General features: G+C 54.0%; 16 protein-coding genes. 7 read left to right on the top strand and 9 right to left on the bottom strand.

The window, feature by feature from the left end:
* Positions 1 to 4 precede the first annotated feature (4 nt).
* Both E6C74_RS17140 and E6C74_RS17145 read left to right on the top strand, forming a co-directional pair.
* Entirely contained in the window at positions 5 to 1165 is a 1161-nt protein-coding gene (locus E6C74_RS17140) for a multidrug effflux MFS transporter (RefSeq protein ID WP_206208438.1), read from the top strand.
* 119 nt (positions 1166 to 1284) lie between these two features.
* A complete protein-coding gene (locus E6C74_RS17145) occupies positions 1285 to 1566 on the top strand; it encodes a hypothetical protein (RefSeq protein WP_136487273.1) in 282 nt (93 codons plus the stop codon).
* Positions 1567 to 1758: 192 nt separating this feature from the next.
* Here the strand turns inward: E6C74_RS17145 and asnC are convergent, their stop codons facing one another.
* Positions 1759 to 2223: a transcriptional regulator AsnC gene (gene asnC, locus E6C74_RS17150; RefSeq protein ID WP_136487274.1), complete on the bottom strand. Its 465-nt coding sequence runs from the start codon at positions 2221 to 2223 to the stop codon at positions 1759 to 1761.
* Between the two features lie 228 nt (positions 2224 to 2451).
* Here asnC and E6C74_RS17155 point away from each other — a divergent pair, with 228 nt between their 5' ends.
* Both E6C74_RS17155 and E6C74_RS17160 read left to right on the top strand, forming a co-directional pair.
* Positions 2452 to 3234, top strand: a complete 783-nt coding sequence (locus E6C74_RS17155; protein ID WP_136487275.1) for a class I SAM-dependent methyltransferase — start codon at positions 2452 to 2454, stop codon at positions 3232 to 3234.
* A gap of 172 nt (positions 3235 to 3406) precedes the next feature.
* Entirely contained in the window at positions 3407 to 3835 is a 429-nt protein-coding gene (locus tag E6C74_RS17160; RefSeq protein WP_136487276.1) for a hypothetical protein, read from the top strand.
* Between the two features lie 112 nt (positions 3836 to 3947).
* Here the strand turns inward: E6C74_RS17160 and E6C74_RS17165 are convergent, their stop codons facing one another.
* Together E6C74_RS17165 and E6C74_RS17170 are read right to left on the bottom strand one after the other, a co-directional pair.
* Positions 3948 to 4832, bottom strand: coding sequence for a carboxylate/amino acid/amine transporter (locus E6C74_RS17165; protein WP_136487277.1), 885 nt, complete (start codon positions 4830 to 4832; stop codon positions 3948 to 3950).
* A gap of 57 nt (positions 4833 to 4889) precedes the next feature.
* A complete protein-coding gene (locus E6C74_RS17170; RefSeq protein ID WP_136487278.1) occupies positions 4890 to 5315 on the bottom strand; it encodes a universal stress protein in 426 nt (141 codons plus the stop codon).
* A gap of 163 nt (positions 5316 to 5478) precedes the next feature.
* Here E6C74_RS17170 and ftnA point away from each other — a divergent pair, with 163 nt between their 5' ends.
* The 3 genes from ftnA (at position 5479) to E6C74_RS17185 (ending at position 7698) form a co-directional block, all read left to right on the top strand.
* Positions 5479 to 6006 (top strand): non-heme ferritin, encoded by a 528-nt coding sequence (gene ftnA / locus E6C74_RS17175; protein WP_136487279.1) that lies wholly within the window; start codon positions 5479 to 5481, stop codon positions 6004 to 6006.
* A gap of 77 nt (positions 6007 to 6083) precedes the next feature.
* Positions 6084 to 6407 (top strand): universal stress protein UspB, encoded by a 324-nt coding sequence (gene uspB, locus E6C74_RS17180; protein ID WP_136487280.1) that lies wholly within the window; start codon positions 6084 to 6086, stop codon positions 6405 to 6407.
* Between the two features lie 103 nt (positions 6408 to 6510).
* Complete coding sequence (locus E6C74_RS17185) at positions 6511 to 7698, top strand: NAD(P)/FAD-dependent oxidoreductase (RefSeq protein WP_168797050.1); 1188 nt, start codon at positions 6511 to 6513, stop codon at positions 7696 to 7698.
* An 84-nt stretch (positions 7699 to 7782) separates the two neighbouring features.
* On the opposite strand, the gene yjfF is transcribed toward E6C74_RS17185, so the two are convergent.
* The 6 genes from yjfF to araG form a co-directional block, all read right to left on the bottom strand.
* Positions 7783 to 8772, bottom strand: a complete 990-nt coding sequence (gene yjfF / locus E6C74_RS17190; RefSeq protein WP_136487282.1) for a galactofuranose ABC transporter, permease protein YjfF — start codon at positions 8770 to 8772, stop codon at positions 7783 to 7785.
* A complete protein-coding gene (gene ytfT / locus E6C74_RS17195) occupies positions 8769 to 9785 on the bottom strand; it encodes a galactofuranose ABC transporter, ATP-binding protein YtfT (RefSeq protein WP_136487283.1) in 1017 nt (338 codons plus the stop codon). The genes yjfF and ytfT overlap by 4 nt, the downstream gene beginning before the upstream one ends.
* 10 nt (positions 9786 to 9795) lie before the next feature.
* A complete protein-coding gene (gene ytfR / locus E6C74_RS17200) occupies positions 9796 to 11301 on the bottom strand; it encodes a galactofuranose ABC transporter, ATP-binding protein YtfR (RefSeq protein WP_136487284.1) in 1506 nt (501 codons plus the stop codon).
* Between the two features lie 111 nt (positions 11302 to 11412).
* Positions 11413 to 12372 carry a galactofuranose ABC transporter, galactofuranose-binding protein YtfQ gene (gene ytfQ, locus E6C74_RS17205; protein ID WP_136487285.1) on the bottom strand — a complete coding sequence of 320 codons (960 nt, stop codon included), beginning with the start codon at positions 12370 to 12372 and terminating at the stop codon, positions 11413 to 11415.
* Positions 12373 to 12721: 349 nt separating this feature from the next.
* Positions 12722 to 13708, bottom strand: coding sequence for an L-arabinose ABC transporter permease AraH (gene araH, locus E6C74_RS17210; protein ID WP_136487286.1), 987 nt, complete (start codon positions 13706 to 13708; stop codon positions 12722 to 12724).
* 17 nt (positions 13709 to 13725) lie between these two features.
* Positions 13726 to 15240: an L-arabinose ABC transporter ATP-binding protein AraG gene (gene araG, locus E6C74_RS17215; protein ID WP_136487287.1), complete on the bottom strand. Its 1515-nt coding sequence runs from the start codon at positions 15238 to 15240 to the stop codon at positions 13726 to 13728.
* Between the last annotated feature and the right edge of the window lie 47 nt (positions 15241 to 15287).

Here is a 15287-nt window from a genome sequence, read left to right on the forward strand (position 1 = left end):
ACAAATGGTGCTGCTGACCCTGCTGGTTCTTTTCAGCCCTTTGGCCATTGATATTTATCTGCCCGCCTTGCCGCAGATTTCGCAGACGTTTCACGTGGAACACGCTCTGGCCCAGGATACGATCACCTGGTTTCTGTTTGCTATGGGAATCGGCCAGTTGTTTGCCGGACCGTTAGCAGACAAACTCGGTCGTCGAACTGTTGCATTAGGAGGGATAGGTATCTACGCGTTGAGCGCTTTATTGGCGTGGAGTGCTCAAAACATCGAGTGGATGCTGACTGCCCGTCTGCTACAAGGCTTAGGTGCATGTGCAACATCGGTAGCAGCCTTTGCAACAGTTCGCGATATTTTCGGTCCGCATCGCAGCGGTAAAATGATCAGCTACCTCAACGGGGCGATCTGCTTTATTCCGGCCCTGGCACCGATTCTCGGCAGCTGGCTGACCCAGCAGTTTGGCTGGCGCAGTAATTTCAGCTTTATGGCTGCTTTTGCGGTTGTGGTCGGACTGCTGATGCTGGTCACCATGCGCGAAACCAACCCGACTACCGACAAACAGGCGGTGTTTAAACTGAGCCGCTACTGGTCGGTGATTAAAACCCCGTCTTTCCTGTTTCATGCCAGCTTGTGTCTGTTAGCAATGGCCGTCATTCTGGCGTATGTCACCTCTGCTCCTGTGGTGCTGATGACCAACCTGGGGCTAGATATGAACCAGTTCACCTTCTGGTTCGGCATCAACGCGGTCATCAATATTATCGCTTGTCTGACGGCGCCGCGCATTATGGACCGCTTTGGTACTCATACAACGCTGGTGATGGGCATTACGGCTCTGCTGGTGGCCGGTGTGAGCATGTTGCTGTTGGCTCAGGTGGCGACTCCATTCGCGTTCATGCTGCCAATTTTTATCTCTTCGATGGGGTTTGCCTGGGTGCTGGGGGCGGCGGCCGGTAAAGCACTGGCGCCGTTTGGTGATAAGGCCGGTACCGCGGCCGCTTTGTTAGGTTTGTTCCAAATGAGTGGCTCAGGTCTGGTGGTCGGTCTGTTGCAGCGGTTAGACTTGCAGCCGCAGATGCTGATTGGATTACATATGTGGCTGATCGCGCCAGCGTTGTTGGTTCTGTTTTCGAAAGCCGGGCGCGCCTGGCATCAGTGGGCACTGGACTCTTAGCTTCAGTTGCAGTGTTCGCCTGGGTAAATTCACCCTAAGGGCTATTTTCTAAACGACACAACGCGTGTATATTGTAGTTTCTTTCGTTCTTTAGAATAACTCTTTGGAATCTCTATACGATGTCTATGACGACCTACGAAATGGCTCGCATCTGGGAGCAGCTTGATGATTCACCAGAAAAAGTCATGTTTGGTAAATTGCTTGCGGAGTTGGGCAATCAAAGTAGCGAGCGCATTCGCAGCGCCGCGAAGCAAGTTCCGCTACCGGTACTGCGTGATCTGGTTTACCAGTTTCAGCAAGTGATCGATTCGCGCAAGCATGAACAGGTTGATCTGCTGGCAAAAGAGCTGGCTAAACAGGGCATCTCCGCTGACGAGTTGCTCAGCTACCTGAACAAGTAAGCGCTCTCGGGACTCTGCGGGTCCGCAATAGCGCTGAAATGATAAGCCCGGGCATTGCTCCGGGCTTTTTGCATTCTCGCTACCCACTGGCATTCTCGCTGGCAACTGGCATGCTAGCTGAGCAGTGGCATTGTGGCGGGTAGGTCTTGCCTGGCGTACATCCTGCCAGTGTATGTGGTTGGTTTTGCTGCTTCAGGGATTGACGTTGCGGTTGATCGGGTTCTGCAGTGAAATCAGAGTTTCGGTTGACTGCACTTCGTCAATCGCCTGCAGTTTATCGATCAGGACATACTGCAGCTCTTCAATCGATCGGCACATCAGTTTGACGAAAATATTGTACGCCCCGGTGGTGTAATAGGCTTCGACCACTTCATCCAGTGCATTGAGCTTGGCCAGCGCCGAGTGGTAATCGCGCGCGGCATTCAGGTTGATACCAATAAAGCAGCATACGTCGTAACCGAGCTTTTTGGTGTTGACCACCACTTCGGTGCCCTGAATGATGTCGGCGGCTTTCATCTTTTCTATCCGTACATGGATAGTGGCCGGACTGACATTAAATTGTTTCGCCATCTCCGCGTAGGGAGTGCGTGCGTCATCCATCAAAATCTTCAGAATCGCACGATCCAATTCATCCAGTTTGGTTGATGCTAGTTGCATATAAAATCCTGGCGGTTGTTCAACGGTTGAGTGTTACCCTGGCTGAGGAGAGCAGATATCATCCTGAGTGATATCATTAATTGCTGATTGTGCCAAGTGGTGTCGCGGCCTGAGATGTTTTTTCGCGCTCTGTCCGGCACTTCCGGGCCCTGCAGAACCTTTAGCCGCGCCGGACAAAATCGGCTAAACTGGCGCCCAATCTAACTTTCTCTTTGCTGGAGTAACACCTTGCAGCTACAACTGATTTGTGAAGCCCCGCACCGTGCCCTGCAATTGCAGCATATCGCGCAGCGCTGGCAGTTGACCCACGATGCCAGCAGTGCGTTTGCGCTGGTTCTGACCGAAGAGCGTCTTGAACTGCGTAAAACTGATGAAGCGAAACTGGGCGCGATTTACGTCGACTGGGTGAGTGGTGCGGTGGCGCACCGGCGTAAATTCGGCGGTGGTAAAGGGCAGGCGATTGCCAAAGCGGCCGGGCTGAACAAAGGCGTAACTCCGACAGTGCTGGATGGAACCGCCGGGTTAGGCCGCGATGCCTTTGTGTTGGCCTCGCTGGGCTGTAAGGTGCAGATGGTGGAGCGTCATCCGGTGGTGGCGGCGCTGCTCGATGATGGTCTGGCCCGCGCCCGAGAGGATGCGGAGATCGGTCCTTGGGTCTCAGAGCGGGTCAGTCTGCTGCATGCTTCCAGCCATGACGCGCTCGATAAACTGGCTGATGATGCCAGCTTCCAGCGTCCGGATGTGGTCTATCTTGACCCTATGTATCCCCATCCGGAGAACAAGAAAAAATCGGCTCTGGTCAAGAAAGAGATGCGTGTGTTCCAGTCTCTGGTGGGCGCCGACCATGATGCCGATGGCTTGCTGGCACCGGCGTTGCAATTGGCGACTAAGCGGGTGGTGGTCAAGCGCCCGGATTATGCCGATTGGCTGGCCGGGCAGAAACCGAGTATGGCGATTGAAACCAAGAAAAACCGCTTTGATGTGTACGTCCTGGCGGCGATGGGCGAGTGAGCGGATGAGTCTGTTGGCTTGCGGTCTGTAGTCTCTCGCTACCCTGGCCTTGCTCAGTCTTGATTCACCCGCGGCAGTGATTAGCATTCTTCACAATCAGAGCTTGCGTTTGGTCGCGCCCGGCGTTATATCTAACTAAGAATTATTCTTATTCTTACCGGAGCGTCACCTTATGGCCACACGTCTGTGCAAATTAAATCGTCGCGATATTGCCGCCTCGCTGGATGACATTCAGGCGATGGTGGCACAGCCTAGTTACATGTGCCGTTCTTGTGCCCGTTCCTGTGCGGATAAGTCGGCGTTGTGCAAACCCCAGGCGCTGGCCAAGCAGCACACTCAGCAGAAGTCACTGCTGCCGGTGGTTAATGTCGACAGTAAACCAGCCAAAGCGGCCAATAAGGCGGCGTTAAAGCTGGCGAAGAAGACGCTCAAAAAGCAGAAAAAATATCAAAAGAAGCTGGAAAAAGTGCTTAAAAAGCAGCGTAAACTGATGCGCAAGCAGCAGGCATTGCAGTCTAAATTCAGTGTACTGCAGGGGGCGGGATCCGATCTGAACGTCACTCCGGTGCTCGATACAGGTTTCAGTGCGCAGATGCATTAATTGTCAGTCTCACAACCAATAAAAAGGCCCACTACCTCGGCAGTGGGCCTTTTTGTTGCTCCCGGCCAGCGAGTCATGGGCGGACACGTTGGGCATGCAGCAAAGCTGCGCCTTAACGGCTGGCGCGCTGGTAGCTGAGTTCGGCGCGACGTTTGACCCAGGTTTCATTGACCCACAGCGACAGCAGAATGATGGCACCGCCAATCAACAGACGCGGCAGATCGACATCCCGGTTCCAGATCAGAATATTGACCAACAGGCCGGCTGGCACCAGGGCATTGTTCATAATTGCCAGCGCGCCGGCATTGACCAGACAGGCGCCGCGGTTCCAGGCAAAATAACCGAAACCGGAAGCAATCACGCCAAGGTAAAGCAGGATGCCCCACTGCAGATGGGTGGTCGGCAGTCGTTCCGGATTACCGAGCAGCAGGAAGGCCACACTGGCGACCACTAACGCGCCGAGGTAGAAGTAACCGAAAATGGTGCGTTGTGGCAGCTCTACCTGTTCTTTTTCCATCACATATTTGTACAGCACCTGACCGATGGCAAAGCAGATGTTCGAGCCCTGAACCACCATGAAGCCGAGGAAAAAGTTTTCATTCACACCGGCAAATTTGATCACTGCCGCGCCGGCCACCGCAATCGCAGCCGTCACCAGATACCAGGGTGAAAAGCGCCCTTTGAGCAAATCATAAATCAGGGTGACATAAATCGGTGTGAAAACGGTAAACAGCAGCACTTCCGGTACCGAAAGCAGCTCGAATGACGGGTAGTAGAAGCAGTACATCAGACCGAGCTGAAAACCACCGGCTGCCATCAGTTTCAGTGCCAGTTTGCCCGGCACCTGCTTGAATTTGAGGAAAGGTAGAAAGACGACACTGGCCAGTGCAATCCGGATCCAGACCGAAAACCAAGCATCGACCTGACCAGCCAGATAGACGCCAATCAGGCTGAACGAAAAGGCCCAAAGAAGGGTCACTGCAGACAAATAAATCATGATTAAAACGTTTCAATCGAAAAAGTGCCTGCAGTGTAACTGAGTTTTAAATCAGCGTCAGTCTTTGAGTGGCACTACCAGCAGGTCGACAGGTGAGCAATTAATAAGCTGACGGGTCGAGGAGAGCAGTTTACTCCAGAAATCCTGATGATGGCCGCACACCACCAGGTCAATCTGGAACTCTTTGATGGTATCGCACAGTTCGTTGTTGAGGTCACCGCTGCCGACCAGGGTATGTTTGATCGGGAAATTAGCGTACTGAGCCAGTTCCTGCAGTTGCTTTTGCGATGTTTCCATCGAGTGATGCTGGGTTTCCGCCAGATTGATGTCAATCAGGCCGGTGTAAAGTTCGGCGTAATTGACGTCGATATGAACAAAAGAGATCTCAGCATTGAGAGGCGTGGCCAGTGCAACCGCTTTGTCGATCAGGTGTTTGCTGTCTTCTGAAAGATCGATAGCAACTAAAATGTGTTGATAGCTCATAATGCTCGCTCCTAGTCAGTAATCCACTACAGATTAGCACCTCGGCGCGAAATTTTTTGCCATCCGGATCAAATATCCTTCGCCATTGGTGCAGGTCGCCTCACAATAGCGATTGAACATGTTATAGTCAGCTCAGTGATTTATAACGTATTAGGAGCGTCCGATGCTATCGCAAGCCATGGTTGAACAACTCAATGATCAAATTAATCTCGAATTTTTTTCATCCAATCTATACTTACAAATGAGTGCTTGGTGTGAGGACAAAGGATTTGATGGTGCGGCTGAATTTTTACGCGTCCACGCCGTAGAAGAGATGCAGCACATGCAACGTCTGTTCACTTACGTAAGTGAAACCGGTGCAATGCCTATCCTGGGTGCGATCGCAGCGCCAAAACACGATTTCGCGAGTCTGGGTGATGTATTCCGCGAAACTCTGGAACATGAGCTAATGATTACACAGAAAATCAATAAACTGGCACATGTGGCGTTCACATCTCAAGATTACTCAACGTTTAACTTCCTTCAGTGGTACGTGGCGGAACAGCACGAGGAAGAGAAGTTGTTTAAAGGGATTGTAGATAAGCTGGATCTGGTTGGTGAAGACGGTAAGGCATTGTTCTTCATCGATAAAGACTTGGCAGCATTGGCAAAAGCAGGCTCATCTTCGGTAATGGATGCCCCCGCTGGGTAATCATCTCAGCAAAAAGACCAATTGAAGCGATCGTCTTTTTCTCTGGGCATACTTACTCGAGGTGTAGGGAGGAAAAGATGATCAGTGGAGATATTCTTCTATTAGCGCTCATGATAGTAACCGGAGTCAACCTGTTACGTTATCTGACCGCGTTACGCTCACTCATTTATATCATGCGCGAAGCTCATCCGTTGCTTTATCAGCAAGTGGATGGCGGTGGTTTCTTTACCACCCATGGTAATGTGACCAAACAGGTGCGTTTGTACCATTATCTGAAAAGTAAAGAGTATCACCATCACCACGATCCGGTTTTTACCGGCAAATGTGATCGGGTGCGTGAGCTGTTTATCCTCTCTACCACCTTAGTGGTCGTGACGACAGTCGCTTCATTTATGCTGTAACACGGTCAATTGGCAAGCGGGGTTTTTGCCGTTAGAATACCGCCCCGAGTGAGTAAGGATGTGCGCTGCACATCCTTTTTTATTGCAGTTGAGTGTGGAAATTATGAGTGAAAAAGTCGATGTGGTGGTCATTGGAGCCGGTGCTGCCGGGCTGATGTGTGCGGCCGAAGCCGGTAAACGGGGCCGTCGGGTGCTGGTCATCGATCACGCCAAAAAACCGGGGCGCAAAATCCTCATCTCTGGTGGCGGACGCTGTAATTTCACCAACTACGATGTCTCGGCGGCCAATTACCTGTGCCGCAACCCGCATTTTGTTAAATCGGCGCTGTCGCAGTACACCAATTGGGATTTTATCGCCATGGTGAGCAAGTACGGGATCGACTTTGAAGAGCGCGATCACGGGCAGCTGTTCTGCCTCGATTCCGCCAAAGATATTGTCAATATGCTGCTGGCTGAATGTGACCAGCCGACCATCAGCCAGCGCTATCAGGTTGAAACGCTTGACATCGCCAAGACCGAGAGCGGCTTTAGCCTGCATACTTCGGCGGGTGACATTGAGTGTGAGTCACTGGTGGTGGCGAGTGGTGGTTTATCGATGCCGAAACTGGGTGCAACGCCGTTTGGCTACAAGGTGGCTGAGCAGTTTGGTTTGGCAGTACACACGACCACGGCCGGCCTGGTGCCGTTTACCCTGCATGTCGAAGATAAAGAGGCGTTGGCCGAGCTATCGGGTATTGCGGTACCGGCAGAAATCCGCGCCGAATGTGGTCAGGTGTTTAAAGAAGCGCTGCTGTTTACCCACCGGGGTCTGTCGGGACCGGCAGTACTGCAGATCTCCTCGTACTGGAAGCCGGGCCAGGCAGTCACCATTAATCTGGTGCCGGACGTGGATGTGGAAGAGTTGCTGACCCGCTCGCGTGACAAGCATCCCAACCAGAGTCTGAAAAATACCCTGGCACGGGTGCTGCCAAAACGGCTGGTGGAAGTGCTGATTGAGCGTAAATGGCTGAGCGACAAACCGCTAAAACAGTTTAATTCCAAAGAACTGGCACAGATCACCACCACACTTGAGCAGTGGCGTATCGTGCCGAACGGCACGGAAGGTTACCGCACCGCAGAAGTGACCCTGGGCGGGGTCGATACCGATGCGATTTCCTCCAAAACCATGCAATGCAACAGCGTGCCCGGGCTCTATTTTGTCGGCGAAGTGATGGATGTCACCGGCTGGCTGGGCGGCTACAACTTCCAGTGGGCCTGGTCGAGCGGTTACGTCGCCGGACAATGGGTGTAACGGGCCTGAGACAAGAGTCACGGCCAGAAAAGACAGCCGCTTGGTATGCGCCGCCGGGATGGGTCCTCTCCGGCGGCTTTGTTTTTATCCGCCGCTGAGCGCAGCGCTGCTGAGGTGACGGCGCCGCTCGCTCATTACCAGCAGCAGACGTTGCAGGGCAATAAAGCTGAACAGCAGAATCCCGACAATGATTTTGGTCCACCACGAGCTTAAGGTGCCATCAAAGGTAATGTAGGTCTGAATCAGGCCCTGAATTAACACGCCAAACAGCGAACCAAACACCGTGCCCACGCCGCCTGACAGCAGCGTGCCGCCAATCACCACGGCGGCAATCGCATCCAGTTCGACACCGACCGCCGCCAGCGGGTAACCCGCTGAGGTATAGATGGAAAACACTATTCCGGCGCAGGTGGCGAGAAAGGTCGACAGCATATAAATACCGACGGTTGTGCGTCTGACCGGCACCCCCATCAGGGCGGCAGACGCTGCATTACCGCCGACGGCATAGACGTTATTGCCAAAGCGGGTGCGGTGCGCCAGCAGGATACCGGCGACTACGATCACCAGCATCACCACCGCCATCAGACTAAGCCGGCCGCCGCCGGCAATATGCCAGGCACTGCGTGATAACTCGCGGTACACCGGGTGCTCAATCGGCAGCGACTGCTCAGAAATCAGGAAACTGACCCCGCGCAGGAAAAACATCCCGGCCAGAGTAACAATAAAAGCCGGGATCTTGAGAGCGTCGATCACCCAGCCCATCAGGCCGCCAAACAGCGCGCCCAGCACCAGCACCAGCCCCATGGCCAGATACGGATGCAGGCCCCAGTCTCCGATCACAGTGGCGAGAAATACCCCGCTGAAGGCTACCACCGAGCCGACCGACAAATCGATACCGCCGGATAAGATCACAAATGTCATACCTACGGCGAGAATGCCGAGAAAGGCATTGTCAGTCAGAATGTTACAGATGACCCGGGTGGACAGAAAGGCCGGAAATTCCACCATGCAGTACAGGTAACCGAGCAGAAACACACCAATGGTGATTAACAGCGGAAAATGACGTTGCATCATGATGATTTCCTCTTTAGCAGCTGCAGCACCGCCGGTGATTGCAGTATCAGCACGGTGAGTACCACCATGGCTTTGACAATGTGATTCCATTGCGGCTGATAACCGGACAGCAGAATTCCGGTGTTAATACTCTGGATAATGAAGGCGCCAACCAGGGTCAGCAGCAGGTTGAAACGTCCGCCCATCAGCGCGGTGCCGCCAATCACTACCGCCAGAATGGCATCCATTTCCAGCCACAGACCGGCGTTATTGGCGTCCGCGCCGCGAATATCCGCTGCGACGATAATGCCGGCCACGGCAGCCATGACTCCGCTCAGCATATAGACAGACATCACGATCGCCGGAGTATGGATACCGGCGTTTTTGGCGGCACGGATATTGATACCTACCGATTCGATAAACAGACCGAGCGCGGTTTTTTTGGTCAGAGCCCACAATGCCAGGGTACTCAGTAGCAGCAGTATAATTGGCGTTGGCAGATAGAGCAGCGAGCCGCTGCCAAACCAGGCCAGGCTGGTATTACTGAAGGTGACAATCTGGCCTTCGGTGATGAGCTGGGCCACGCCGCGCCCGGCTACCATCAGGATCAGGGTAGCGACGATTGGTTGGATTTTGCAGATCGCGACCAGAAAGCCGTTCCACAATCCGCATGCAACACCGGACAGCAGGGCGCAGAGTAGAATGGTGCCCGGTGCATAGCCCTGCTGTGCCATGCTGGCCAGCACAGCGCCGCTGATCGCCATCACCGCACCGACCGAGAGATCAATCCCGCCGGTGGCGATGACCAGGGTCATGCCCAGTGCCAGCAGGGCGACCGGCGCACCGCGATTAAAAATATCGATCACGCTGCCAAACAGGCGGCCATCCTGAATATGAATGGAGAAAAAGTTATCGGCGATCAGGGCATTGATAACAAACAGCAGAACCAGCGCTGCCAATTGCGGTGTGCCTTTGGGCAGCGAGCCGGAGCGGTGGCGCTGCTTGCCCAGCGCCGGGGTATTGAGAATGGTCATAACGTCTTCCTTACAGCGCGATAGCTTGCATGATGGCCGGTACAGAGAGATCCGCGGTGGGGATTTCCGCCACCTGACGCCGGTCTTTCAGCACCAGCACCCGATCGGCATAACCGACCAGCTCTTCCAGCTCGGAAGAGATCACCAGCAGGGCGAGGCCGTTGGCACACAGGCTCTCAATCAGACGGATGATTTCGGCGTGGGCACCGACATCGATGCCGCGGGTCGGCTCATCCAGGATCAGAAACCTGGGTTTGGTCAGCAGCCAGCGTGCCAGCAGCACTTTTTGCTGGTTGCCGCCGGAGAGAAACTCAATCGGTTGCTCAATATCCGGGGTTTTAATCTCCAGCTGGCGCACAAAACGCTGTGCGATAGCGTCCTGCTCTTTGCGCGGCACCGGCTTGAACCAGCCACGCTGCGCCTGCAGGGCGAGAATAATGTTTTCCCGCACGGAAGCGGCACCTATGATGCCATCGGTTTTGCGATCCTCCGGACAGTAGCCAAAACCGAGTTGCGCGGCGTGGCGGGCAGAGCGGATGGCAACCGGCTGGCCTTTCAGACGACATTCGCCACTGTCGCTGCGCTCGATACCGAAAATAACCTGCGCCGTTTCAGTGCGGCCTGAGCCGAGCAAGCCGGCCAGGCCGACGATTTCACCGGCATGCACTTTGAGGTCAAACGGGGCGATACAGCCCTGTTTGCCAAATTGGTGAAACTCCACCACAGGTTCATCACTGAGACGGGTTTTACCGGCCCGGTGCAGAGCACTCTGGTCGAGCTCGCGCCCCAGCATCATTTTCACCAGCTCCAGCTGGGGCAGTTGAGCGGTGTCTCGGGTGCCGACCAGCTGACCGTTACGCAGCACGGTAATGCGGTCGCTGATCTCATACACCTGATCGAGAAAATGGGTAATAAACACCAGGCTGATACCACGTTGTTTCAACTGGCGCATGATGGCAAACAGCATGGCGACTTCGTTGCTGTCCAGACTGGCGGTGGGTTCATCGAGGATGAGTATCTTGGCTGACAGTGAGATGGCGCGTGCGATGGCGATCACCTGCTGGATAGCGACCGAAAAATGATTAAGCGGCTGGCTGACATCGATATCGAGCCCGTAACTGCGAACAATATCATGCGCTTCTCTGGCCATCGTGCGGCGATCGACCAGGCCCCATTTACGCGGTTCATTGCCGATAAACAGGTTGTCCATCACCGTCATATTGGGCAGCAGGTTGACCTCCTGATACACGGTGCCGATCCCCAGTTGCTGGGCATGGGCTGTGTTGTGCGGTGTGATGGTCTCGCCATCGAGTTCCACTGTGCCGCCGTCGCGTTGATAGACGCCGGTCAGGGTTTTCACCAGGGTCGATTTACCGGCGCCATTTTCGCCCAGTAGAGCCATGATCTCGCCCCGCTGCAGGGTGAAATCCACCTTATCCAGTGCTTTCACTCCGGGAAAATATTTGCATATCCCGCGTGCACTGAGCAGCGTTGGTGATTGGTGTGCTAAAGACATAATCGCTCCCGAAGGTGCCCGTTGGGCCGGGCACCGCTGAATCTGTCACTCACGCTGAGCGTGAGTGACTTGGATAAGCCAGTTATTCAGATCTGTGATGACGACATCCAATCAGTAGCCCAGATCTTGTTTCAGCTCCAGTTGCGACTGGGCGTCATCCGGCAGGTACAGCTTGGACTCGGTAACGATTTTCTTCGGCGGGACAGTGCCTTTGTCTTTCAGGGCGATCAGGGCATCAAAGGCGGGACCGGCCATGTTCGGCGTCAGCTCGACCGTGGCGTTGGCCTCGCCGTTAAGCATGGCCTTGAAGATGTCCGGCACCGCATCAATGGAGACAATGACGATATCGCTGCCCGGTTTGAGGCCGGCTTCTTTAATCGCCTGAATGGCGCCGATCGCCATGTCGTCATTGTGAGCAAACACCGCGCAGATGTTCTTGCCGTTATTTTCCGCTTTGATGAAACTCTCCATCACCTCTTTGCCCTTGCTACGGGTAAATTCACCGGACTGGGTACGGACTATCTGAACGTTGTCAGCCTGTTTCAGCGCCTCGGCAAAGCCCTGTTTACGGTCAATCGCCACGCTGGCGCCGACGGTGCCCTGCAGTTCAACCACGTTACAGGCTTGGCTGCCGACTTTATCAATCAGCCATTGACCGGCGACTTTGCCTTCCAGCACGTTGTCAGCGGTGATAGCGGTGGTATAGAGCGAGTCATCCTCTACGCTGATGCCGCGGTCGAGCAGAAAGACCGGAATATCATAGTCACGGGCTTCTTCCAGGACCGGTCCCCAGCCCGTCTGCACCACTGGGGCGATAAAGATGGCATCCACGCCCTGGGCGATGAACGAACGGACCGCTTTGATCTGATTTTCCTGTTTTTGCTGTGCATCAGCAATTTTGAGGTTAATACCGCGTTTTTCTGCTTCTGCTTTGGAAACGGCGGTTTCGGCGGCTCGCCAACCGGATTCAGAACCAATTTGTGAGAAGCCGACGGTAAGGGTGTTGGCCAGCAGTGAACCGGACATCAGTACCGCACTGACGGAGGCAGCTAAAGAGAGTTTTTTTAACATGATTTATTCCCTATCTTGTTGATTTTTTTGTTTCACTCTCGGAGTAGACGTATGGCTTTTAGCTATCTGGCGCTGGAATTTTAGAATGTGTTATCAGCGGGCCAGATATGAGAGTGAGTTAATAATAGGTTGATCAATTGTTAAGCAGCTAGAGCTCGGTCACAGAAAGGTTTTGCCAGCAAATATGTCCATTTTATTAGCATTATTGCGCAGTTTGGCGGGTATTCGCCGCCATTTCGCAGCGATTCTTGACCACAGGGCGGACTGAAGGGCATGAATGAGAAGCGGCGCATAAAAAAGCCTCCTTATTGCAGGCAATAAGGAGGCAAAACAGCAGAAAGTTCCCCACTTACTGCGATTTCTGTTTATAGCGGTCAAAAATAACGGCTGCCAGCAGAATTGCGCCGCGCACGACGTATTGGGCAAACGGTGACATATTGAGCAGGTTCATGGCATTCTCAACCGTGCCCAGGATCAGCACCCCGGCAATCACATAAGAGACTTTACCTATGCCGCCTTTGAGCGATACGCCACCCAGAACACAGGCTGAAATTACCACCAGTTCGAAACCGACTGAGGTCATCGGCTGACCACTGGTCATGCGCGCTGCCAGAATCACCCCGGCCAGCGCCGAGATAAAGCCGGACACGGTGAAGATGATCATCTTGGTTTTGACCACGTTGACGCCGGCCAGACGGGCCGCTTCTTCGTTACCACCAATGGCCAGGGTGTTACGGCCATACACGGTGCGGTTGAGCAGGAAAGCAAACACCGCGAAGGTCACTATAGTCAGCCAGATCGGGGTCGGGATACCGAGCAGGGATGAGTTCCCCAGGGCAAAGAAGCTCTCTTCGGTAATGCCGACCGCTTTTCCGTCGGAGATGATGTAGCCCAGACCGCGCGCGATTTGCATCGTCGCCAGGGTGGTGATCAGCGCGTTAATCTGCAGTTTGGCAATCACAAACCCGTTCAGCAGGCCAAACAGCACGCCGGACAACAGACCGGCCCCGACGCCGAGCACCACGCTGCTGGTGGCGTTGATCGCCACCGCCGTTACCACGCCGGAGCAGGCAATGACCGAAGCCACGGACAGATCGAGATCGCCACAGGCGAGACAAAACAGCATGGCACAGGCCACCATCCCGCTCATGGAGATAGCCAGGCCGAGGCCTTTCATATTGATGAAGGTAGCAAAGTAGGGCACAAACAGCGCGCAGAGCAGAAACAGGCCGGCAAACACGATCAGCATGCCGAATTTGTCCCAGATCTTGGCGAAGTTAAAACTTGAGCGGCCAGGCTCGCTATCGATCACTTTGGTAGGGTTGGATAAAGACATAATATTCTTCCTCAGGATTAAGCTGCGACAGCTTCATTGCCCAGCATCGCCAGACGCAGGGCCGCTTGTTCATTAAACTCGTCCCGCTGCAGTTCACCGCTCACGGCACCATCTTTCATCACCAGCAGGCGGTCGGAAATGCCAAGTACTTCCGGTAAGTCGCTGGATACCACCAGTACCGTGACGCCGTTTTCAGCCAGCTTAAAAATCAGTTCATAAATTTCCGACTTGGCACCGACATCGATACCTCGGGTCGGTTCATCGAGCAGGATCACGCTCATTGCCGTCGATAACCAGCGGCCGAGAATTACTTTCTGCTGGTTGCCACCTGACAGTTTGCCGATCGGTTGCTCGAGTGATGAGGCTTTGACATTGAGTGCCTCTTTCTGTGTCTGTGCGTTGCGTTTTTCCCATTCAAAGTCGATCAGGCTGTTGAATTTCAGGTACCAGGGGCGGGCACTGATGTTGGTGTTTTCCTGGACTGACATGATAGGGACGATGCCGTCCGCTTTACGGTCTTCCGAGCACAGGGTGATACCGGCGCGAATCGCATCCTGCGGGGTTTTGATACCGATTTTGACATCATGCAGGTAGAGATCACCGCCTGTTGCGCGTTCAGCGCCGAAAATCAGCCGGGTCAGTTCGGTACGTCCCGCTCCCACCAGACCAAACAGGCCGAGGATTTCCCCCTGTTTGATGTCGAGCGAGACTGGCGCGCTCAGCCCCGGGCCCTGGAAGTTTTCGATGCGTAATCCGCTCTGGCCATGTTGGCGTCCCCGGTAGTTATAGATGTCGTTGATTTCCCGGCCGACCATCAGCTCAACCAGGCGATCGTGGCTCAGTTCGCTGAGGTCATCAAAGGTCTGCACGTGAGTACCGTCTTTAAAAATGGTGAGCGCATCGCACAGATCAAAGATCTCTTCCATACGGTGCGAGACATATAAAATGATTTTGCCGTCATCACGCAGTTCGCGAATCACCTTAAACAGGTTTTTAATTTCCCGTTGTGACAGGCTGCTGGTTGGTTCGTCAAAGGCGATGATTTGCGCGTTGCGGCTCAGCGCTTTGGCGATCTCAACCATCTGCCACTGACCAATCGAAAACTCTTTCAGCGGCCGCGATGGGTCAAAGGTTTCACCCAGACGTTCGAGCTGCACCCGCGCGTTACGGTTGAGGGTGTCGTTATCCACCCGGCCATTCTTAGTCGGCAACTGACCGAGGTAGATGTTTTCCGCCACACTCAGTTCCGGCACCAGGTTGAGTTCCTGATAAATGATCGCGATGCCTTGTTCCAGCGCATCATTGGTGGAGTCAAACAGGTGCTCCTTGCCATCGATCGCCAGGTGACCGTCGGTTGGTTTATGGAACCCGCTCAAGGTTTTCAGTAACGTCGATTTTCCGGCGCCGTTTTCGCCCATCAGAGCATGCACGCTGCCGGCATTGGCGCGGAAGCTGATATTACTCAGAGCTTTAACTCCGGGAAAATGCTTGGAAATGTTACGAAATTCGAGATAAGAGGGGGACTTCGCCATAACGTTTTCTCCGTTTAATCCTTTCTCTCCGTGGAATCCGGTGGCGA

Source organism: Vibrio sp. H11 (assembly GCF_004804295.1).
Lineage (GTDB): Bacteria > Pseudomonadota > Gammaproteobacteria > Enterobacterales > Vibrionaceae > Vibrio > Vibrio ostreae.

What these genes read in the sequence shown, in the direction of transcription:
- E6C74_RS17140 (WP_206208438.1), top strand. Translation starts at nt 5, where the DNA reads ATGGTGCTGCTGACCCTGCTGGTTCTTTTCAGCCCTTTGGCCATTGAT.
- E6C74_RS17145 (WP_136487273.1), top strand. Translation starts at nt 1,285, where the DNA reads ATGTCTATGACGACCTACGAAATGGCTCGCATCTGGGAGCAGCTTGAT.
- asnC (WP_136487274.1), bottom strand. Translation starts at nt 2,223, where the DNA reads ATGCAACTAGCATCAACCAAACTGGATGAATTGGATCGTGCGATTCTG.
- E6C74_RS17160 (WP_136487276.1), top strand. Translation starts at nt 3,407, where the DNA reads ATGGCCACACGTCTGTGCAAATTAAATCGTCGCGATATTGCCGCCTCG.
- E6C74_RS17165 (WP_136487277.1), bottom strand. Translation starts at nt 4,832, where the DNA reads ATGATTTATTTGTCTGCAGTGACCCTTCTTTGGGCCTTTTCGTTCAGC.
- E6C74_RS17170 (WP_136487278.1), bottom strand. Translation starts at nt 5,315, where the DNA reads ATGAGCTATCAACACATTTTAGTTGCTATCGATCTTTCAGAAGACAGC.
- ftnA (WP_136487279.1), top strand. Translation starts at nt 5,479, where the DNA reads ATGCTATCGCAAGCCATGGTTGAACAACTCAATGATCAAATTAATCTC.
- uspB (WP_136487280.1), top strand. Translation starts at nt 6,084, where the DNA reads ATGATCAGTGGAGATATTCTTCTATTAGCGCTCATGATAGTAACCGGA.
- E6C74_RS17185 (WP_168797050.1), top strand. Translation starts at nt 6,511, where the DNA reads ATGAGTGAAAAAGTCGATGTGGTGGTCATTGGAGCCGGTGCTGCCGGG.
- yjfF (WP_136487282.1), bottom strand. Translation starts at nt 8,772, where the DNA reads ATGATGCAACGTCATTTTCCGCTGTTAATCACCATTGGTGTGTTTCTG.
- ytfT (WP_136487283.1), bottom strand. Translation starts at nt 9,785, where the DNA reads ATGACCATTCTCAATACCCCGGCGCTGGGCAAGCAGCGCCACCGCTCC.
- ytfR (WP_136487284.1), bottom strand. Translation starts at nt 11,301, where the DNA reads ATGTCTTTAGCACACCAATCACCAACGCTGCTCAGTGCACGCGGGATA.
- ytfQ (WP_136487285.1), bottom strand. Translation starts at nt 12,372, where the DNA reads ATGTTAAAAAAACTCTCTTTAGCTGCCTCCGTCAGTGCGGTACTGATG.
- araH (WP_136487286.1), bottom strand. Translation starts at nt 13,708, where the DNA reads ATGTCTTTATCCAACCCTACCAAAGTGATCGATAGCGAGCCTGGCCGC.
- araG (WP_136487287.1), bottom strand. Translation starts at nt 15,240, where the DNA reads ATGGCGAAGTCCCCCTCTTATCTCGAATTTCGTAACATTTCCAAGCAT.